The 19,899-nt window shown below is 38.5% G+C and carries 17 protein-coding genes, 1 pseudogene and 1 riboswitch; of the genes and pseudogenes, 14 read left to right on the top strand and 4 right to left on the bottom strand.

Annotated elements, in window-relative coordinates; all coding sequences use genetic code 11:
* Positions 1-13 precede the first annotated feature (13 nt).
* The 6 genes from JNUCC25_RS20585 to JNUCC25_RS20560 all read left to right on the top strand — a co-directional run bounded on the left by JNUCC25_RS20585 (position 14) and on the right by JNUCC25_RS20560 (position 8,475).
* On the top strand, positions 14-1,276 hold the full coding sequence (locus JNUCC25_RS20585) for a methionine gamma-lyase family protein (RefSeq protein WP_013058787.1): 1,263 nt from the start codon (positions 14-16) through the stop codon (positions 1,274-1,276).
* 191 nt (positions 1,277-1,467) lie between these two features.
* Entirely contained in the window at positions 1,468-1,875 is a 408-nt protein-coding gene (locus tag JNUCC25_RS20580) for a MerR family transcriptional regulator (RefSeq protein ID WP_013058786.1), read from the top strand.
* Positions 1,876-1,958: 83 nt separating this feature from the next.
* Positions 1,959-3,293, top strand: coding sequence for a type I glutamate--ammonia ligase (gene glnA / locus JNUCC25_RS20575; protein WP_013058785.1), 1,335 nt, complete (start codon positions 1,959-1,961; stop codon positions 3,291-3,293).
* 739 nt (positions 3,294-4,032) lie between these two features.
* Positions 4,033-5,067 (top strand): N-acetylmuramoyl-L-alanine amidase, encoded by a 1,035-nt coding sequence (locus JNUCC25_RS20570; protein WP_029320646.1) that lies wholly within the window; start codon positions 4,033-4,035, stop codon positions 5,065-5,067.
* A 191-nt stretch (positions 5,068-5,258) separates the two neighbouring features.
* Positions 5,259-5,400, top strand: a riboswitch (cyclic di-AMP (ydaO/yuaA leader).
* A gap of 162 nt (positions 5,401-5,562) precedes the next feature.
* Positions 5,563-7,389 carry an APC family permease gene (locus tag JNUCC25_RS20565; protein WP_029320648.1) on the top strand — a complete coding sequence of 609 codons (1,827 nt, stop codon included), beginning with the start codon at positions 5,563-5,565 and terminating at the stop codon, positions 7,387-7,389.
* A 108-nt stretch (positions 7,390-7,497) separates the two neighbouring features.
* The gene (locus JNUCC25_RS20560) at positions 7,498-8,475 is read left to right on the top strand and encodes a cation diffusion facilitator family transporter (protein ID WP_013058781.1); all 978 of its coding nucleotides are present in this window, start codon (positions 7,498-7,500) and stop codon (positions 8,473-8,475) included.
* A 38-nt stretch (positions 8,476-8,513) separates the two neighbouring features.
* Here the strand turns inward: JNUCC25_RS20560 and JNUCC25_RS20555 are convergent.
* The 3 genes and pseudogenes from JNUCC25_RS20555 to lexA form a co-directional block, all read right to left on the bottom strand.
* Positions 8,514-9,068 (bottom strand): annotated as a pseudogene (locus JNUCC25_RS20555) (glycosyltransferase); the annotation flags it as partial.
* A 32-nt stretch (positions 9,069-9,100) separates the two neighbouring features.
* Positions 9,101-10,546 carry a magnesium transporter CorA family protein gene (locus JNUCC25_RS20550; protein ID WP_064472068.1) on the bottom strand — a complete coding sequence of 482 codons (1,446 nt, stop codon included), beginning with the start codon at positions 10,544-10,546 and terminating at the stop codon, positions 9,101-9,103.
* A 211-nt stretch (positions 10,547-10,757) separates the two neighbouring features.
* Positions 10,758-11,375, bottom strand: a complete 618-nt coding sequence (gene lexA / locus JNUCC25_RS20545) for a transcriptional repressor LexA (protein ID WP_013058778.1) — start codon at positions 11,373-11,375, stop codon at positions 10,758-10,760.
* A gap of 146 nt (positions 11,376-11,521) precedes the next feature.
* On the opposite strand from lexA, the gene yneA reads away from it, so the two are divergent.
* The 8 genes from yneA to JNUCC25_RS20505 all read left to right on the top strand — a co-directional run bounded on the left by yneA (position 11,522) and on the right by JNUCC25_RS20505 (position 19,589).
* Positions 11,522-11,851 carry a cell division suppressor protein YneA gene (gene yneA, locus JNUCC25_RS20540; RefSeq protein WP_014458514.1) on the top strand — a complete coding sequence of 110 codons (330 nt, stop codon included), beginning with the start codon at positions 11,522-11,524 and terminating at the stop codon, positions 11,849-11,851.
* Positions 11,852-11,904: 53 nt separating this feature from the next.
* Positions 11,905-12,573 carry a YneB family resolvase-like protein gene (locus JNUCC25_RS20535; protein ID WP_013058776.1) on the top strand — a complete coding sequence of 223 codons (669 nt, stop codon included), beginning with the start codon at positions 11,905-11,907 and terminating at the stop codon, positions 12,571-12,573.
* Positions 12,574-12,642: 69 nt separating this feature from the next.
* Positions 12,643-12,873, top strand: coding sequence for a DUF896 domain-containing protein (locus JNUCC25_RS20530; protein WP_013058775.1), 231 nt, complete (start codon positions 12,643-12,645; stop codon positions 12,871-12,873).
* 167 nt (positions 12,874-13,040) lie between these two features.
* Complete coding sequence (tkt, locus tag JNUCC25_RS20525; RefSeq protein ID WP_013058774.1) at positions 13,041-15,047, top strand: transketolase; 2,007 nt, start codon at positions 13,041-13,043, stop codon at positions 15,045-15,047.
* A 149-nt stretch (positions 15,048-15,196) separates the two neighbouring features.
* Entirely contained in the window at positions 15,197-15,637 is a 441-nt protein-coding gene (sirA, locus tag JNUCC25_RS20520) for a sporulation inhibitor of replication protein SirA (protein WP_029320661.1), read from the top strand.
* Positions 15,638-15,727: 90 nt separating this feature from the next.
* On the top strand, positions 15,728-15,940 hold the full coding sequence (locus JNUCC25_RS20515; RefSeq protein WP_013058772.1) for a YneF family protein: 213 nt from the start codon (positions 15,728-15,730) through the stop codon (positions 15,938-15,940).
* Positions 15,941-16,030: 90 nt separating this feature from the next.
* A complete protein-coding gene (locus JNUCC25_RS20510; protein WP_029320665.1) occupies positions 16,031-17,794 on the top strand; it encodes an ABC transporter transmembrane domain-containing protein in 1,764 nt (587 codons plus the stop codon).
* Positions 17,784-19,589: an ABC transporter ATP-binding protein gene (locus JNUCC25_RS20505; RefSeq protein ID WP_029320667.1), complete on the top strand. Its 1,806-nt coding sequence runs from the start codon at positions 17,784-17,786 to the stop codon at positions 19,587-19,589. The genes JNUCC25_RS20510 and JNUCC25_RS20505 overlap by 11 nt, the downstream gene beginning before the upstream one ends.
* 21 nt (positions 19,590-19,610) lie before the next feature.
* Here the strand turns inward: JNUCC25_RS20505 and JNUCC25_RS20500 are convergent, their stop codons facing one another.
* Positions 19,611-19,787 (bottom strand): aspartyl-phosphate phosphatase Spo0E family protein, encoded by a 177-nt coding sequence (locus JNUCC25_RS20500; protein WP_013058769.1) that lies wholly within the window; start codon positions 19,785-19,787, stop codon positions 19,611-19,613.
* Between the last annotated feature and the right edge of the window lie 112 nt (positions 19,788-19,899).

Genomic DNA, 19,899 nt, shown 5'->3' with positions numbered 1-19,899 from the left:
GAACAAAGAAATGATGTTTGATCAGTTAAAAAACGGGGCACGCATTCGAGAACTTGCTGCAAAAGTAGAAAAACAAATTAAGCCCGTGCATGAGAAAATTGACGAGCGCATTGAAGCAAATCAATTTCGGGTGCTGCAAAGCTTTCAGCAAAATCGAGTGAGTGATTCACATTTTAATCCGACAACGGGGTATGGATATGACGATCTAGGCCGCGATACGTTGGAGAAAGTATACGCGGACGTTTTTGGAACAGAAGCTTGCCTGGTGCGTCCGCAAATTATTTCAGGTACGCACGCAATCGGCATATCGCTGTTTGGTGTACTGCGTCCTGGAGATGAACTATTATATATAACCGGAAAGCCTTATGACACCCTTGAAGAAATTGTTGGTATACGAGGAAGCGGCGTAGGCTCTTTAAAAGAATATAATATTAGCTATAAATCAGTAGATTTAACAGCGCAAGGTCAAGTGGATTTTGAGGAAGTGAAAGCGTCTATTCATGAGCACACAAAGATGATAGGCATTCAGCGCTCAAAAGGTTACGGCATTCGTCCTTCTTTTACAGTCGCGCAAATAAAAGAAATGATTTCTTTTGTAAAGAGTATTAAGCCTGACGTTACAGTATTTGTTGATAACTGCTACGGTGAATTTGTAGAAACAATCGAGCCAACGCATGTAGGAGCAGATTTGATGGCAGGGTCGCTTATTAAGAACCCCGGTGGAGGCCTTGCTAAAATCGGCGGTTATATTGCAGGACGCAAAGATTTAGTGGAGGCTTGTTCATACCGAATGACAACTCCTGGAATCGGTGCAGAAGCTGGAGCGACGCTTTATAGCTTACAAGAAATGTATCAAGGATTCTTCTTGGCGCCGCACGTAGTCGGTCAAGCATTAAAAGGAGCGGTTTTCTCATCCGCTATGTTTGAAGAACTAGGGATGCAAAGTGAACCGAAGTGGAACAGTGAACGAACGGATTTAATTCAATCCGTGCAGTTCGATGACCGCGATAAAATGGTTTCTTTTTGTCAGGCTATTCAATTCGCTTCGCCAATTAATTCACACGTAACAGCCTATCCTGCTTATATGCCAGGGTACGAAGATGATGTAATTATGGCAGCAGGAACGTTTATACAAGGAGCAAGCCTCGAGCTGACGGCAGATGGGCCTATCAGGCCTCCATATGTCGCTTACGTGCAGGGTGGGTTAACGTATGCTCACGTAAAAGTAGCAATATGTATGGCAGTAGATCAAATGCTGACGAAAGAACTTTTATAAAATATAAGATAGAAAGACTATTTTTCTCCCCGCTAAGAAAGAAAAGATAGGCTTATAAAAATAAACGAAGTGCTATTTATTTGTATAGAAGAAATGTTCAGAAAAATTTATGTTAGAATTACTAACATTCGGTTGACAGGTGAACTAACATAGCATACAATGTAAATAGTTAATCCAAAGGAGGAACTGAAATGAGTGACAACATTCGAAGAAATACGCCACTTTTCCCAATTGGAATTGTGATGCAGTTAACTGAGTTGTCGGCTCGCCAAATTCGCTACTATGAAGAACATGAATTAGTTGCACCAGTAAGAACAGAGGGAAATCGACGATTATTCTCATTTAACGATGTTGATAAGCTGCTTGAAATCCGTGATCTTATTGAACAAGGTGTAAACTTAGCAGGTGTAAAACAGCTGTTTCATCTTCAAAAGGAGCAAAAAGGGCATAAGCAAGAAGAAAAAGTTGTGGCAGCAACAGCAAAGCCAGAATTAACGGACGATGAATTGCGAAAAATGCTTCGTGCAGAACTTATGCAAGCAGGCCGTTTTAATCGAGCAACTTTAAATCAAGGAGATATGTCCAGGTTCTTTCATTAATAAAGTTATCAATATTTATGCCGTTCGTATATGAGGGGTATAGATTATAAATATTATATAGAGATTTAGGGGAGGATCACACGATGGCAAAGTACACAAAAGAAGATATTTTCCGCAAAGTTCAAGAAGAGAATGTAAAGTATATTCGTCTTCAGTTCACTGACATTTTAGGAACAATTAAAAACGTTGAAATTCCAGTAAGTCAATTAGAAAAAGCGTTAGACAACAAAATGATGTTTGACGGTTCTTCTATTGAAGGGTTTGTGCGTATTGAAGAATCAGATATGTACCTATTCCCGGATATTGATACATTTGTTATTTTCCCTTGGACATCTGAAAAAGGTAAAGTAGCACGTTTTATTTGTGACATCTACAATGCAGATAGAACTCCGTTTGATGGCGATCCACGTAATAACTTAAAACGTGTGTTAAAAGAGATGGAAGAGTTAGGATTTACTGATTTTAACCTTGGACCTGAGCCAGAGTTCTTCTTATTCAAATTAGACGAAAAAGGCGAACCTACATTAGAATTAAATGATAAAGGTGGCTACTTCGACTTAGCGCCAACTGACCTTGGTGAAAACTGCCGTCGTGACATCGTATTAGAGCTTGAAGAAATGGGCTTTGAAATTGAAGCATCTCACCATGAGGTAGCTCCTGGACAACACGAGATTGACTTCAAATATGCTGCTGCATTAAAAGCTTGTGATGATATCCAAACGTTCAAACTTGTTGTAAAAACAATTGCACGTAAACATGGCTTACATGCTACATTTATGCCAAAACCATTATTTGGTGTGAATGGTTCAGGTATGCACTGTAACGTTTCATTATTTAAAGATGGTCAAAACGCATTTTATGATGAAAACGGTAATCTAGAGCTAAGTGATACTGCTCGTCAATTTATCGCAGGTATCATCAAGCACGCACATAGCTTTACAGCAGTAACAAATCCTACTGTAAACTCTTATAAGCGTCTAGTGCCTGGATATGAGGCTCCTTGTTATGTTGCATGGTCTGCTCGCAACCGTAGCCCATTAATCCGTATTCCAGCTTCTCGCGGCGTAGGAACTCGTGTTGAGGTACGTAGCGTAGACCCAGCTGCTAACCCATATTTAGCAATGGCTGTTCTATTAAAAGCTGGTTTAGATGGAATCAAGAACAACCTTGAAGCTCCAAAACCTATCGATCGTAATATCTATGTAATGACAAAAGAAGAGCGTATTGAAGAAGGTATCGTAGATTTACCTGCAACATTAGCTCAAGCTTTAGATAGCTTCCAATCAAACGAAGTTATGGTTTCTGCATTAGGTGAACACTTAGCAGAGCACTTCGTTGAAGCGAAAGAAATCGAATGGGATATGTTCCGTACACAAGTTCATCCTTGGGAACGTGACCAATACATGAGCCAATATTAATTCCTAAAAGTCCGAGAGATCGTTTATACGTTCTCTCGGACTTTTTTGTTTTTCATAATGAATAATATTCTGCATGCGTATATTAAATATCGAACTAAGCTGTTCATAAAACAAGTATAGCTGCCTGTCGTATAATTTACGGGAGGCTTTTTATTGTTTTGTTATATACAGGAAAGAATTTGGTTATATGAATTAAAAAGGATAATCTTTTTGTCTCATTGAATCTATATGTAAAAGTAGTGTATAACAGATAGAGAGATTGTTTATGTGTTCACTCTGCACTGTATTTCAGTATAACTTCAGAGAATTTTCAGCCAGGCACAGTATCGATAGAAAATACTGTTGGAGAGGAATGTAAGGAAAATGAAAGAAGGAAATTTCTTTAAAGGTTTGGTCATAGGAATTTTAATAAGCATTCCAATTTGGATTATTCTCATTGTTGTAGGTGTTCTTCTTTTTAAATAGGCTTATGACGATAATAGAATAGACAAAACTTTCCTTGCAGTGTATACTTTAAATGAAAATGATAATTATTATCATTTAATCAACGAATCAACACTCTGCATATAGCTGTCACTCCTTGAGAGCTATCCTTATTCAGTATTCTGTCTATAAAGCAGAATAACCCGTTGCCATTGGGCAGCGGGTCTTTTTTTTAGTGATTTTTCACCTGCTAGGCTAGTATACGTAGCACTTTTTGCCCCCTTGCATATGTTAACAATAAGGAGGGACAAGTAATATGAAAAAAATCTATCTTGATGCAGGACATGGTGGGGCAGATGCAGGAGCAGTTGGAGCGAATGGACTGTATGAAAAAAACTTAGTTTTAAAAATTCAACAATATTTAATAAGCTATTTAAATAGCACCTACAGTGACTTTACGATTAAAACCACTCGTACCACAGATACTTTTTTATCGTTATCTCAGCGCGCTTCTCAAGCTAATTCGTGGGGAGCAGATGCATTTATGTCTATTCACGTAAATGCCGGTGGAGGAACAGGGTACGAAGATTATGTTTACAGAAGCGCTAGCAATGCCAGTAAAACGTTTCAATCAATTGTCCACGGCCAAGTACAGCCAACGCTGCTATCGTATAATCATCCGAATCGCGGTCGAAAGTCAGCCAATTATGCGGTGCTTCGCTTAACAAATATGCCCGCAGTACTAACTGAAATAGCTTTTATTGATAACCGCACCGATGCAGCACTTCTCCAAAACGAAGCTTTTTTAAAAAGCATGGGTGAATCGTATGCAAAAGGAATTGCCGTCTATTTGAATTTACCCCGTCGTGCAGTTCCAAACCCAAATCCAACACCAACACCAAATCCATCACCTTCTGAACCAGGTACAAAAACGTATACGATCAAGCAAGGAGATACGCTGTACAGTATTGCACAGAAGTACAATATAACAGTACAAGCGCTTCAAGAAGCGAATACAGGGCTTTCTGATCCTTTAACACTACAGGTTGGAAAAACAATTGTTATTCCTTCAGGGACTTCACCAAACCCATCTCCAACACCACCTGCTGAACAATATCCACTTCCCAATGGAATTTTAAAGCAAGGTGATTCTGGAGAAGCCGTGAAACAGCTTCAAAGAGCATTAAACGCAGTTAATTTTAAAGTAGGGTCAGTAGACGGAATATATGGAGTTCAAACGAAAGATGCAGTAAGACGTTTTCAGCTTGTGTATCTTCCTTATGATGTAGATGGCATTTATGGTCCTCAAACGAAAAACAAGCTAGCAGCCGTTTTAAAAGCAAAAAGTTAAAGCAAAAAGGTCTTCTGTAAGCGAGCAGAAGGCCTTTTGTTTTTCTGTTAAAAGCGCCTTAAGTACTATTTTATGGTTTACGTAAAATAATGCTTTACAAACCATTTGTACGGGAGTATATTATCTAAGAACAAAGGATAGTTATGAAAGAAACATGTTATCGATCATACCCTTTAACCGAAAATTATATTGACCTGTTATCGCTTAATTCGTCAGAAGTGGGGGACCCAAATTTGTGCATTGTCACTTGGGGTGAATCCTTTTTTAAAAGGTAGGGCTACTCTCATAGCCCGAATCCGACAGCTAACCCCATAAGCGTTTTGGAGAGGAGGTTTAAGCTGTGTAAAAACGCTGAGAACCCTTAGTGTTTTTTTTGTGCGCTTTTTTAACATAAAAAGGTATTTTTTAGGAATGATATCACTTGTTCGTGAACTTGTAACGGAGCTTAGCAATGAATAGTAAATAGTAGCTAGGCAATCATCGGAGGGAAATTGCGTGAACTATTCAGTTCTCAAAAGATTATTGATTGGAAAGCCGCTTAAAACAAAAGAGTTAGGCGATCAAAAGCTTAGTAAGCTTAAAGCACTGGCTATTTTATCTTCAGATGCCTTATCTTCAGTGGCTTATGGAACAGAACAAATTTTGATTGTACTTGCAACAGTCGGCGTCCTTGCCTATTGGTATTCGATTCCAATTGCGATTGGGGTATTGGTACTCCTGACGGCTTTAATTCTTTCATATCGTCAAATTATTTATGCGTATCCGCAAGGCGGAGGAGCTTATATTGTTTCGAAAACCAATTTAGGAGAAAATCCTGGGCTTATCGCTGGGGGGTCACTGTTAGTAGATTATATTTTAACAGTTGCCGTGAGTGTTTCAGCAGGAACCGATGCTTTAACTTCGGCTTTTCCAACGCTGCATCATTACAATGTAGTAATTGCGTGTTTGCTGGTGATTTTTATTACCGTTTTAAATTTACGTGGTGTAACAGAATCCGCTTCTGTATTAGCTTATCCGGTTTATTTATTTGTTATTGCTCTTATTTTGTTAATAGCGGTAGGCTTGTTTAAAATAGCGACAGGTCAAGTTTCACCTGAGCTTCATCCATCTCTCGGTACAGTAGTGCCAGGTATTAGTTTGTTTTTATTATTAAAAGCTTTTTCGTCAGGCTGTTCGGCATTGACAGGTGTAGAAGCTATTTCAAATGCAGTGCCTAACTTTAAAGAGCCAGGTGCAAAAAATGCTGTTCATACATTAATGCTGATGGGCGGTATTTTAGCCGTTTTATTTTCGGGCATCACGTTTTTAGCTTATTGGCTTGGCATTTCTCCAAAAGCAGATGAAACGGTTGTATCACAAATTGCATCGAGTGTGTTTGGACGAAATGGATTTTATTATTTTATTCAAGGCACAACAGCTCTAATTCTAGTGCTAGCAGCGAATACGGGCTTTTCAGCTTTCCCTTTGCTGGCTGTCAACTTATCGTCTGATAAATACATGCCAAGAATGTTTCAAATTCGTGGCGATCGACTAGGCTATTCAAATGGAATTGTGACCCTTGGAATTGCTTCTATTGTCTTAATTGTAGCTTTTAAAGGAGCGACTGAACAATTAATCCCTCTTTATGCAGTTGGAGTGTTCATTCCATTCACGCTTTCTCAAACAGGCATGATTGTCAAATGGCTTAGAGAAAAGCCGGCCGGCTGGCAAGGAAAGCTAATCATTAACTTAATTGGTGCGCTTATTACCTTAACTGTGCTAATCATTTTGTTTACAACGAAGTTTTCACAAGTATGGTCCGTGCTCATTTTCTTACCGGTTATTGTCTATATTTTTCATCGCATTCATACGCATTATGAAGCGGTAGGAGAGCAGCTTCGCATTAAGCAAGGAGAAAAGATTGGAAAGCTTGAAGGAAGTGTGGTCATTGTTCCTGTAGCAGGAATGACAAAGGTAGTAGAAAATTCATTAAATTATGCAAGAACGATTGGCGATACCGTTATTGCAGTGCATGTGGCCTTTGATCGAGAAAGCGAAAAGAGAATGGAAGAGAAGTGGGAGAAGTGGCAGCCTGATATTCGTATTGTTACGTTTCATTCTCAATACCGCAGCTTAGTGCGGCCGCTGTTTCGATTCATTGATATGGCCGAGGAAAAAGCGCGGGAAAACAATATGGCTATTACGGTCGTTATTCCACAATTCATTACGAAAAAAAGCTGGCAAAATATCCTTCACAATCAGTCCAGTCTGCTGTTAAAAGCACATTTGCTTTACCGTAAAAACGTAATCGTTACAACTGTACCGTACCGTTTTAAAAAATAATGAAACATGACTAAAAACCTCCAACTTGTATGTTGGAGGTTTTTAATTTTTAAATTCACATACACTAACCGTAATCGAATCTCATAAAGGCGCAAACGGAGGGATTGTATGAGTGAATTAATTAAGTTATTGCGAAAAGGAAATAAATCGGCCATGATGGCCGCTATAGTGAATACTATTATTTCCATTATTAAAGGGATTGCTTTCGCTTTAACAGGGAATGTAGCGATGTTTGCTGAAACGATGCACAGCTTAGGGGATGCAGCAAATCAGTTTTTTGTTTTTATAGGTTCGGCATTAAGTAAAAAAGCCCCGACCAAACGATTTCCAAACGGATTTGGCCGATTGGTTAATCTTGTTCTATTAGGAGCGGTTCTTGTAGTAGGAATTATGGCGTTTGAAACGATTAAAGAAGGATATCACCACATTCTTCATCCGACGAAGTCTTCAGGCTTTATTTTAAATATTGCAGTACTTGGCATCTCGGTGTTACTTGAAATGTTTGTTCTATTTAAGGCAATGAAAGAAATTTTGCACGATGTGGGGATAAACCCTGCAGAAACAAATGTTTTTGCGCAAAGCTTTGTTCATTTAAAGAAAGCCAAGCCAGCAACTAAACTTGTTTTTATGGAAGATCTGGTAGCTACTGGAGGAGGCGTATTGGCTTTAATCGCCGTTTTTATTTCGCGATTTACGCCTTTTCATCAAGCTGAAGGAATTGCTTCTATTTTAATTGGTCTTATGATGTTTTTTGTAGTAGGACGAGTCTTTTTAGATAATGCTGCTGGAGCGCTTGGCGAAGCGGATAAAGAAATGGAAATGAAAATTGGCGCGATTGTCATGCAAGATGTACAAGTGCGTGATATTCAAACGTTAATGGTGATGAAAGAAGGAGAAGAGCTTCACGTTGAATTAAAAGTAGAAATTGATCCTGTTTTAACAGTGGCAGAAGCTGATGATATTAAAGATCGTCTGGAAAATCGTATTTTACAGGAAAAAGGAGTAACGGATGTCATTATTGAATTTGATGAAGATGATGGAATTCCGGACTGGGTGCCAAGTGATTTACAGCTTCAAAAAGAATAAAAACAAGGAAGAAAACAGCTGTTTTCTTCCTTGTTTTTTTAGCTATATACTTTTTCACGTACGTTTGGAGAATCTGTTGAAGCTTTCGAGAAGTTAACGGTTTCACGTACAACGTAAATAGGTCTATTTTTACTTTCATCGTAAATTCTTGCGATGTATTGTCCGACTAGTCCTAAGCCAAGTAGCTGAATACCGCTAAAGAAGGTGATAGCTACCATAATAGAAGTCCAGCCAGGCTGAATGTTTTTACCTATCAGCCAAACAACAATCGAATAACTTAAAACTAAAAGTGATACAAAAACCGATAACCAGCCAATAACCATTACTAAACGCAAAGGCTTCGTTGAAAACCCAATAATTCCATCTGAAGCAAACTTGATCATCTTTTTTAAAAGATATTTTGTTTCACCAGCAAAGCGTTCATCGCGCTCATATTCTACATATGTTTGCCTGAAGCCAATCCAAGACATCATTCCTCGTACAAAACGATTGCGTTCAGTCATTTTTTTGAATACATCCGCTACTTTTCGGTCGATAATACGAAAATCTCCCGTGTCTTTACGGATTTCGATATCGGACATATAATTTAAAAAGCTGTTTGCATCCATACGTATGCGAACAGCTTTTATGTTTTAAACCGATCTTTTAATAAATTCCATAGGGAACTCACTCCGAGACTAATGCTGATCAGAATTCCTGATAGAGCTACTATTAAAGCGATATATTCAAAGATAGAAAACTGCTTCATACTATCCCAATGGATGTTTCCCTTTAGTTTGCTAATAACTAAATTCATTCCGTAAATACCGGAAAGAACCGTGTAAATCGTTAAAATTAATAATAAGTAATTGTGACGCTTGGCTGCGATTTTCTCTTGATTTTGGTACAAAGTACCAAGGGTTTCTTTGACTTCTTGATAAAGAGAATTGATATGAAAGATTTTTTTAAAGAGCTCAGAAAACTCTTGACCTTCTGTGCGAGAGCTAATTTCTAAAAACAAATATTTACCTGAAAACACGGTAATAGAGCGGATTAGTCGTTCAATGCCCTCTGAATTTTTATGAAACGTGAGCTGAGAATATTCATAAGATAGTTTTAGCAACACGATTTTATAGAAAAAATGTAAAAATAAATTATAGTAATGCTGGCCAAATAGATGATTCATCAAAAGCTGATCCGTTTTAGAGTCTGTCGATTTAGAAATACACGAAAACACATGGTCTGTTATGACGTAATAGGTTTCAGGAGCCCATCTGGAATACACGTGTTTAGTATTATACGTTTTAATATACTCATGATTGTGTGCAGAAATAAACGCTTTCCCGCCAGGCGTATAGCTATTTAGCTGTCCAGTACGAAATAAAGTTGTGGAATTAATCTCTTGCTCTTGATTTACCGTTACATAACTTAACACAAACATCCGTTCATCGATAAAATAAGGAAGGCTCCCAACGTGCTGTTCACGTGTGGCTTCTTTCTTGATGTGTTCGTTCAAAAATGGCGCGAGCTGTGAAAAAATATAATCTTGCACTTTGCTATAGCGATGATGTTCATAGGTAATGGTGGATCCATGCTCTTCAGCAAGCTTCGGTTCTAATACACGAAAATGATTCATGAACTCTAAAATATCATCATAGGTGTAATGATTATGGCTCATCTCAGTGCGAATGGTCATGACGCCAATTTCAAAAGGACATAAAAAAACATCCACAGACAGCACGTTGCTAGACACGGTGGTGGAGGAAGTGTGTAACGTAATGGCATGGTCTATTTTTTTTGAAAATCTAAGCAACCCTTCTTTTTCGCACGAGTCAGGGAATAGAATGCATTCAATGTAAGGAAGAAAATATTGATCCAGGCTATCATGAGATACGTAATATTGTTCTCCGTAGTATTCTTTTTCTAAATGTTTGTTTTGAATGGAAAAAAACTCGAACAAATTTGCTTCCAGTGCATGAACAAGCTGCTCTTTATTTTTTCGGTCAAAGGAAAAAGGAAAAAGAAACATGTTCATTGCTTTGGTAGGTACAATGGTTTGAAATGGTTCTGTTTTCCTTAGTGTATTGGTCATAAACTACATCCTTTTTATAGTCGGTTGTATTTCCTTGTAAGAGTCGAGGAAATGCAGATAGAAAGTAAAGGGTAAAACAAGCTTTATAAAAACCGTTCTACCTGCCTGCGATGATTCAACGTATCATTTATAATATGCCAATTTTTTTAGAAAACAAACGTAAAAAAACCAACTAACATCATGATTAGTTGGTTTTACATACAGTGTCTGATTAGTGAATAGTGCGATATACACCAGTTACTTTTCCTAAAATCGTTACGTGGCGAAGAATAATAGGCGCCATCGTTGAATTTTCAGGCTGTAAACGAACGAAATTTTCTTCTTTAAAGAAGCGTTTTACCGTTGCTTCGTTGTCTTCGGTCATAGCGACCACAATATCTCCATTATTAGCTGTTTGCTGCTGACGTACGATTACCATATCGCCATCTAGAATACCTGCTTCAATCATACTTTCTCCCATAATTTCAAGCATAAATACATGATCATCTGGAGAAACGAATTTATCTGGAAGAGGGAAATATTCTTCCACATTTTCAACGGCTGTTATAGGAAGCCCCGCTGTTACTTTACCAATAACAGGAACATTAATGACATTGCTTTTAGGGATGTTTACTTCGTCTAGTTGAAGAACTTCGATTGCTCTCGGTTTTGTTGGATCTCTGCGAATTAACCCTTTGCTTTCTAAACGAGCTAAATGCCCGTGTACAGTGGAGCTAGAGGCTAATCCTACCGCTTCCCCAATCTCGCGAACAGAAGGCGGATAACCTTTTAATTTTACTTCGTGCTTAATAAAATCTAGTATGTCTTGTTGACGTTTTGATAGCTTCATATTTTTCACCTCGATTTTAGCTATTCTTTAGGTGAATTATACCACGTGATGTGTCAATATACAAACATAAGTTCGAAGAATTCCATTGACAGAAACAAATGTTCTCACTAAAATAAGAACATATATTCTGATAGGGGGATCATAATATGCAACAATTCTTACATTCTATGAAACATTACGCTATTTTTTTTGCAGTTATCGCTGCACTTACATATGTATTGACGCTGGTTTTAGGAGCGGATAAAGTAGATTTAGACAAATATTCAACGGTTACTATTACAAAAGGAGATACGCTTTGGGACTTGTCCAACAAGTATCATAATCACCATCATTTGACCACCAATGAATTTGTCAAATGGGTTGAAGACGTCAATGATTTAAACTCAGACACTGCCCAGTCTTTATCTCCTGGAGATAAATTATATATTCCTGTTTTAAAAAAAGAGTTACATAATCAAGTGGCAATTGAACAGTAGTGTGTAACGGCCGTTCCTGAATATTGTTAGAAGCCGAAAAGGTCGTGATAAAAGTGGATGCCATTATTTATTGCCGTGTCAGTACGGATAAAAAAACCCAAGAAACATCTTTACAGCGCCAGCAAGAAGAATTAAAAAAGCTTGCTGATCTTCACCATCTAAAGGTGAAAAAAGTCGTGATGGAAAAAGCAAGCGGATATGATGTAGACAGAGAGGGGATTTTGGATGTTCTTCATACAATGAAAGAAGAGAAAATATCTGTGCTGCTCATTCAAGACGAAACACGATTAGGCAGAGGAAACGCCCGAATTGCGCTGCTTCATGCTTTTCATAAAGAAAATGCTACAATCTATACGATTAGTCATCAAGGCCAGCTTCAGCTTTCAGAATCTGACTCAATGGTGTTAGATATTATTAGCTTAGTGGAAGAGCATCAGCGGAAATTACATAATGCTAAAATTAAAAGAGGAATGAAAAGAGCCGTAGAAAACGGTTATCGTCCGCAGCAAAATTTAAAAAATCAAGGAGTTAACTCGGGAAGAGAAAAAAAAGAAGCGCCGATTGAAGAAATTGTCCGCCTTCGTCATAACGGCTTAACCTTTGCTGAAATTTCAGTTACGCTAAAAGGTTTTGGTTATAATATTTCAAAAGCGACGGTACATCGTCGCTATCAAGAGTACCAAGACAGTGCTCAATCTCTTGATAAAACGAAAGAGATTTAGTAAGATGACTACATGTTGCCGGAACGGTTCGGTAATTTTAATTATTGATTATAAGGAGATAGGTTTTATATGCTATCAAAAGATAAACTTGCTCGTATTAATGCTCTTTCAAAAAAGGCAAAGGCTGAAGGGCTGACAGAATCTGAAGCGAAAGAACAGCAAGAGCTACGTCAGGAATATTTAAAAGTTTTCCGACAATCTATGACAAATCACCTTCATACGATTAAAGTTGTGGACGAAGAAGGTAAAGATGTTACGCCTAAGAAGTTAAAAGAGAGTAAAAAGAAGCGTCTTCACTGAGACGTTCTAGTAAAACTAGAGGGAGAGTTCCCTCTAGTTTTTTGTATAATTTTAATAAGGCACACAAAAACTGTGAAAGTGGAAATTTTTTTGGTTCAAGTATTGTACAAATAAGCAAATCATTAGTATGATAACATATGTACATAGTTTTGAAAGGAATGAAGAGTATGACACAACGTATTGAAGATCTTTCGATTGCAACAATTCGTACTTTATCAATCGATGCGATTGAAAAAGCAAATTCAGGTCACCCAGGTATGCCAATGGGAGCTGCTCCAATGGCATATACATTGTGGACAAAATTTATGAACATCAATCCAAAGAATCCAAACTGGTTCAACCGTGACCGCTTTGTATTATCAGCAGGACACGGATCGGCACTATTATACAGCTTGCTTCATTTAGCTGGATATGACTTATCAATTGAAGACCTTAAAAACTTCCGTCAATGGGGAAGTAAAACACCAGGTCATCCAGAGTTCGGTCATACAGCAGGTGTTGATGCAACAACCGGCCCACTAGGACAAGGTATTGCAATGGCTGTTGGTAAAGCAATGGCAGAACGTCATTTAGCTGAAACATACAACAAAGAAGGTTTAGAAATTGTAGACCACTTTACGTATGGTATTTGTGGTGACGGAGACTTAATGGAAGGTGTATCTGCTGAAGCAGCTTCATTAGCGGCACACTTAAAATTAGGACGTTTAGTTGTTTTATACGATTCAAATGATATTTCTTTAGACGGAGATTTAGATCGCTCGTTCTCTGAGAACGTAGAAGATCGTTTCAAAGCTTACGGATGGCAAGTAATCCGCGTTGAAGACGGCAATGACTTGACAGCGATTGCAAACGCGATTGAAGAAGCAAAAGGCGATTTAACACGCCCAACGCTAATTGAAGTAAAAACAACAATCGGATTTGGTTCTCCAAACCACGCGGGTACTTCTGGCGTGCACGGTTCTCCATTAGGTTCCGATGAAACAAAATTAACAAAAGAAGCTTATGCATGGACATTTGAAGAAGATTTCTATGTGCCAGAAGAAGTGTATGCTCACTTCAAAGCTACAATTGCTGAAGATGGCCAAAAGAAAGAAAACGAATGGAACGATGTATTTGCACAGTATAAAGAAAAATATCCTGAACTAGGTCGTCAATTTGAACTAGCAGTAGAAGGAAAGTTACCGGAAGGCTGGGAAGAAACGCTTCCAGCATACGAAACGGGTTCAAGCCTAGCTAGCCGTGCTTCTTCGGGAGAAGTATTAAACGCAGTAGCACAAGCTGTACCTCAATTCTTCGGCGGTTCAGCTGACTTAGCTGGCTCAAATAAAACAATGATTAAAGGTTCAGAAGACTTCACTGCAGCTGATTACAGCGGACGTAATATCTGGTTCGGTGTACGTGAATTTGCAATGGGAGCTGCATTAAACGGTATGGCTCTACACGGCGGTGTAAAAGTATTCGGAGGAACATTCTTTGTATTCTCTGATTATCTTCGCCCAGCAATTCGCTTAGCAGCTTTAATGAAGCTTCCTGTAACATATGTATTCACACATGACAGTATCGCAGTTGGAGAAGACGGCCCAACACATGAGCCAATTGAACAATTGCCATCACTTCGTGCAATGCCAGGTCTTTCAGTGGTTCGTCCTGCAGATGCAAATGAAACAGCTGCTGCATGGCGCCTAGCATTAGAGTCAACTGACCGCCCAACGGCGCTTGTATTGACTCGTCAAAACTTGCCAACGCTTGAAGGTACAAAAGAAAATGCATACGAAGGCGTGTCTAAAGGTGCGTACGTTGTATCTAAAGCTGGTAAAGACCAAGCGGATGCATTAATACTTGCAACAGGCTCTGAAGTAAGCCTAGCAGTAGAAGCACAAAAAGCATTAGCTGCAGAAGGCATTGACGTATCTGTAGTAAGTATGCCTGCATGGGATCGTTTCGAAGAGCAATCTGCTGAGTACAAAGAAAGTGTTATCCCTAAATCAGTGAAAAAACGTTTAGGTATTGAAATGGCTTCTACACTTGGCTGGGAACGCTATGTTGGAGACGAAGGACAAGTTCTTGGTATTAATCACTTCGGTGCATCTGCTCCTGGTGAAACAATCATGAAAGAATTTGGTTTTACAGTTGAAAATGTAGTAGCAAAAGTGAAAAGCTTGCTTAATGCATAATTCTTTTTCATAAGAAAGAGCAGACTCTTGTGGTCTGCTCTTTTTTTTCGACAAAAAAACAAAGGAATTTTTTCATCGATAGACAAGCATTGCGTACACCATTCGGTATAATGGTACAAAAAAGAACGAGCCGAAAGGGAGGATGAATCGTGAGAACGTATGAAGTATATTTAATGGAGGAAGAAGTTGCATCATCCTATTTTCGAAGAGAAAAGCTCATTTATCAGCTGCTGATTGAATATAGAATGAAACGTCACTTGAAGGAAACGCACTTACAAAAACAAGTTCATTACATTACTCGGCAACTGCCCATTTCATTTATTCAACGAGAATTACTTCAGGCGTTTTCTCATTATCCTCATTTTTTTACTCATCAAGAGACGTTTGTGCTGGAATATCCTCATAAAAAAAGTCGAGCATCTATAAAATTAACGAATCGCTGTATAACAATTGAAGGAGATGGCAATGTTGATGCTGAGACAGCTTTTTTTGAAGTATTACGCAAGCTAGATCCTTGTTTTTTAGCAGTGAATTATGGAACGGATGAATACGGCTGGCTGAGGCCTGTGAAAACAAGAAAATTTGTGTAATTATTTAAGGAAATTGGAACGGAAATATTGTATAATAGCGTATGGTCTAGTACACTGTAAGTTAGACAACACGAAGGAGGAAGTAATACCATGGGAATGTATATTCTAGTTGGTGTTCTAGCATTAATTGTTGGGATAGCGCTAGGATTTTTCATTGCTCGTAAATATATGATGAGCTATCTGAAGAAAAATCCACCAATTAATGAACAAATGTTAAAAATGATGATGATGCAAATGGGCATGAAACCATCGCAGAAAAAAATTAACCAAATGATGAAAGCAATGAACGGCCAAATTAAATAATGGTTAATTGGACAGACACTCTCTATTCAGAAGGGTGTCTTTTGTTTTATGATAGATATAAGAAAATGGTTGCGGGGCTAGGGGGATACGATGAAAATTTTTCGAGAGCTATGGTGGTTTTTCAAACAGGAAAAAAAGTCTTACATAACGGGGATAGCGCTGCTCATTATTGTGGCAGCATTAGAACTTCTCCCGCCTAAAATTATTGGTTTAACGGTAGATGGCATTAAAGAAGGGACGCTGAATGGAAAGCGCTTAATGCAGATGGTTAGCATTTTGCTAGGAGCTGCTGTTGTGGCCTATTTCACAAGGTACATATGGCGTATTATGATATTTGGTTCATCTGTTAAACTAGCCAAGCAGCTGAGAAATACCCTCTACACTCATTTTACCAAGATGAATCAGGCCTTTTATCAGCGGCGGCGAATTGGGGATTTGATGGCCCATGCAACAAACGATATTCAAGCTATTCAACAAACTGCGGGTTCGGGCGTTCTGACGCTTGTGGATTCGATTGTCACAGGAGGGCTTGTTCTATGCACAATGGCCCTTACAATCAGCTGGAAATTAACGCTTATTTGCCTTATTCCTATGCCGCTTATGGCCGTTTTAACAAGTTACTATGGTACATTGCTTCATGCGCGGTTTCATCACGCACAAGCAGCATTTTCTACTTTAAATGATAAGGTTCAAGAAAGCATTAGCGGAATTAAAGTCATTAAGACGTTTGGGGAAGAAGCAGCTGATGTCGAAGAATTTCGCATTAAGTCTGCAGATGTTGTCCAAAAGAACATGAAAGTAGCCCGAGTAGATGCATTGTTTGATCCGACCATTTCGATTATTGTAGCACTTTCTTTTTTACTTGCTCTTATTTTTGGCAGCAAGATGGTTATTAATGAAGAGTTAACACTGGGGCAGCTTGTTACCTTTACAACTTATTTGGGCCTTCTTATTTGGCCGATGCTCGCGTTTGGCTGGCTATTTAATATTGTGGAACGAGGAAGAGCATCATATGACAGGGTATTTTCTTTATTAAAAGAAGAAAATTCGATTGAAGAAGCAGCGCATCCTAGTGTTGAAATGCCAACAGGAAATATTGAAGCTGTTATTCATAGGTTTTCGTATGTTAAAGAAGACGAATATACGTTAAACGAAATTTATTTTACACTTTCTCGCGGTCAAACGTTAGGTATTGTCGGAAAGACGGGTGCTGGGAAAACCACGCTTTTAAAGCTGCTGCTTCGTGAATTTGATGTAAGCGACGGAGCTGTTTTATGGGGAGGAAAAGACATTAAAGACTATGCTTTTGATTCATTGTACAAAAGCATTGGATATGTTCCTCAAGATCACTTTTTGTTTTCAACAACAGTTGCTGATAATATCGCGTTTGGAAAAAGAGAAGCAAGCAATCAAGAAATTAAAGAATCGGCTAAAGTTGCCAATGTACATAGAGACATCCTCGATTTTACAGATGGCTATCAAACAATAGTAGGTGAAAAAGGCGTTTCGTTATCGGGTGGACAAAAACAGCGTATCTCGATTGCAAGAGCTCTTCTATTAGATCCTGAGCTTTTAATTTTAGACGACTCGCTATCAGCGGTAGATGGAAAAACGGAAGCGGGTATTTTACAAGCGCTGAAGCAGAAACGTCAAAATCGAACAACGATTATTACAGCGCATCGACTGAGCTCGGTTACTCATGCAGACCTGATTCTTGTACTTGATAAAGGGAAAATTATTCAGCGAGGAACTCATGAGGAACTGCTTAGCGTGAGCGGCTGGTACCAGGATATGTACGATAGACAGCAGCTTGAACGTGCGGTAGAAGAAGGAGAGACGAAAAATGAAAATTGAACATTCTTCGGTACATAAACGTCTGTTTCGCTATACAATTCCGCATAAAAAATCATTTTTTTTAGCGTTCACACTATTATTAATTGCTACGGCTGCGGATTTATTAGGGCCCATTTTGATTAAAATTTTTATTGACGATTATTTAACTCCTAAGTACTTGCCTCTTCAGCCTCTTGTGTGGCTTGCGAGCAGTTATTTGCTTTTACAGCTTTTAAAAATTGTCGTTCAATACTTTCAGCTTCTGCAGTTTCAAAAAATTGCGCTTCAAATTATTCAGCAGATTCGAATTGACGTTTTTTCTCATGTTCATCGCCTGGCTCTTCGCTTTTTTGACAACACGCCAACGGGAAGCCTGGTATCTCGAATTACAAATGACACGGAAGCCATGAAAGAAATGTTTGTGGAAGTCATCGCGGTTTTTATTCAAAATGGGGTATTTTTGATCGGTATTTTTATAGCCATGTTTATGCTAGATGTGAAGCTGGCTTTTTATTGTTTAGTTCTTCTCCCGTTCATTTGGGGACTTATGAAGCTTTATCAGCATTACAGCGCTATTTACTACGGACAGCTCCGAGAAAAGCTAAGTCAATTAAATGCCAAGCTTCATGAGTCTTTGCAAGGCATGTCTATTATTCAGTTATTTCGTCAAGAAAAGCGGCTGCGCTCGGAATTTGAAGAAATTAATGATGAGCATTATAAAGCGGGTATGCGCAATATTAAGTTAGATGGTTTGCTGCTGAGGCCGGCAGTCGAAATACTTTACATTTTAGCCGTTGTTCTTGTACTCAGTTATTTTGGTATTTCCGTAGCTGACAGCCCTGTTAAAATTGGTGTTCTTTACGCGTTTATCAACTACTTGGATCGTTTTTTTGAACCTGTTAATGAAATGATGCAGCGTCTTTCTATGTATCAGCAAGCGATGGTATCAGCCTCTCGGGTATTTGACTTGATGGATGAAAAAGAAAAAAATCCAGTCATGACAGGAGAACAAAAGCAGGGGGTACAAAAAGGAACGGTAGAATTCAGAAACGTAACGTTTTCCTATGATGGTGTTCGAGATGTGCTTTCTGATATATCATTTACGGTAAACGAAGGAGAAACAGTGGCTTTAGTAGGCCATACTGGAAGCGGGAAAAGCTCCATCATTAATTTATTAATGCGTTTTTATGAGCAGCAAAAAGGAGACATTTTGATCGATAGTAAACCGCTATCGTCTTTTTCAAATAAACAGCTTCGAGAAGAGGTAGGGCTGGTGCTGCAAGATGCCTTTTTATTTGCCGATACCGTAAAGCGAAATATTACGCTGCATGAAGACCATTTTTCTGATGAGCAAGTAAAAGCAGCGGCGAAATTTGTGCAAGCTCACGCATTTATCGAAGCACTTCCTAATAAGTATAATGAAGTGCTAGTGGAAAGAGGTTCGACTTTATCAAGCGGTCAGCGCCAGCTCTTAGCATTTGCAAGAACGGTGATTCGAAACCCTAAAATCCTTATTCTTGATGAAGCAACAGCGCACATTGATACAGAAACGGAAGAAGCGATTCAAGAGGTGTTAAGAGATATGGGAAAAGGCCGCACAACGATTGCGATTGCTCATCGCTTATCGACCATTCAACACGCGGACTGTATTTTAGTATTGCATAAAGGAAAAATCGTCGAAAAAGGAACGCACGCTGAACTGCTAAACAAATGCGGTTTGTACTATAATATGTATCAGCTTCAGCACAGTGAAAAAGAAGAGAATTTCAGCAAAGAAACAGGAGTAAAAGAGATTTATACAGAATTGATAGAGTGAAGGTGAAAAAAGAAACAACCTTCATGAAGAGGTTGTTTCTGTTGTTTGAGTAGGGAATTCATTGTAAACGTTTAATAAATGATCTAATTCTTGACTATGTTTAATAGCAGGTGGAGAGTTTAATCCACTTACTCGGACTATGCGGATGAGTTCTTCTCGTTTCTTTTCAATCGCTAATAGTATATCTTTTTTGGCCAATGCTATGTATCCCTTCTAACAAGTCGTTTACCTAATTATACAAGATAATGGTACTATTTGAAAGAAGTGAGATAAGACAATTTGGTTACAAAATGGTAACGAAAAAGAACAA

Source organism: Priestia sp. JNUCC 25 (assembly GCF_053667915.1).
The sequence above is the reverse complement of the archived record's forward strand: the minus strand, read 5'-3'. Positions and strand labels throughout refer to the sequence as shown.

Excerpts from the sequence above, each read along its gene's own strand:
- yneA (WP_014458514.1), top strand. The coding sequence starts at position 11,522 with ATGCAACAATTCTTACATTCTATGAAACATTACGCTATTTTTTTTGCA.
- JNUCC25_RS20550 (WP_064472068.1), bottom strand. The coding sequence starts at position 10,546 with ATGACCAATACACTAAGGAAAACAGAACCATTTCAAACCATTGTACCT.
- JNUCC25_RS20580 (WP_013058786.1), top strand. The coding sequence starts at position 1,468 with ATGAGTGACAACATTCGAAGAAATACGCCACTTTTCCCAATTGGAATT.
- JNUCC25_RS20510 (WP_029320665.1), top strand. The coding sequence starts at position 16,031 with ATGAAAATTTTTCGAGAGCTATGGTGGTTTTTCAAACAGGAAAAAAAG.
- tkt (WP_013058774.1), top strand. The coding sequence starts at position 13,041 with ATGACACAACGTATTGAAGATCTTTCGATTGCAACAATTCGTACTTTA.
- JNUCC25_RS20515 (WP_013058772.1), top strand. The coding sequence starts at position 15,728 with ATGGGAATGTATATTCTAGTTGGTGTTCTAGCATTAATTGTTGGGATA.
- JNUCC25_RS20530 (WP_013058775.1), top strand. The coding sequence starts at position 12,643 with ATGCTATCAAAAGATAAACTTGCTCGTATTAATGCTCTTTCAAAAAAG.
- JNUCC25_RS20570 (WP_029320646.1), top strand. The coding sequence starts at position 4,033 with ATGAAAAAAATCTATCTTGATGCAGGACATGGTGGGGCAGATGCAGGA.
- JNUCC25_RS20585 (WP_013058787.1), top strand. The coding sequence starts at position 14 with ATGTTTGATCAGTTAAAAAACGGGGCACGCATTCGAGAACTTGCTGCA.
- JNUCC25_RS20560 (WP_013058781.1), top strand. The coding sequence starts at position 7,498 with ATGAGTGAATTAATTAAGTTATTGCGAAAAGGAAATAAATCGGCCATG.
- lexA (WP_013058778.1), bottom strand. The coding sequence starts at position 11,375 with ATGAAGCTATCAAAACGTCAACAAGACATACTAGATTTTATTAAGCAC.
- glnA (WP_013058785.1), top strand. The coding sequence starts at position 1,959 with ATGGCAAAGTACACAAAAGAAGATATTTTCCGCAAAGTTCAAGAAGAG.
- JNUCC25_RS20505 (WP_029320667.1), top strand. The coding sequence starts at position 17,784 with ATGAAAATTGAACATTCTTCGGTACATAAACGTCTGTTTCGCTATACA.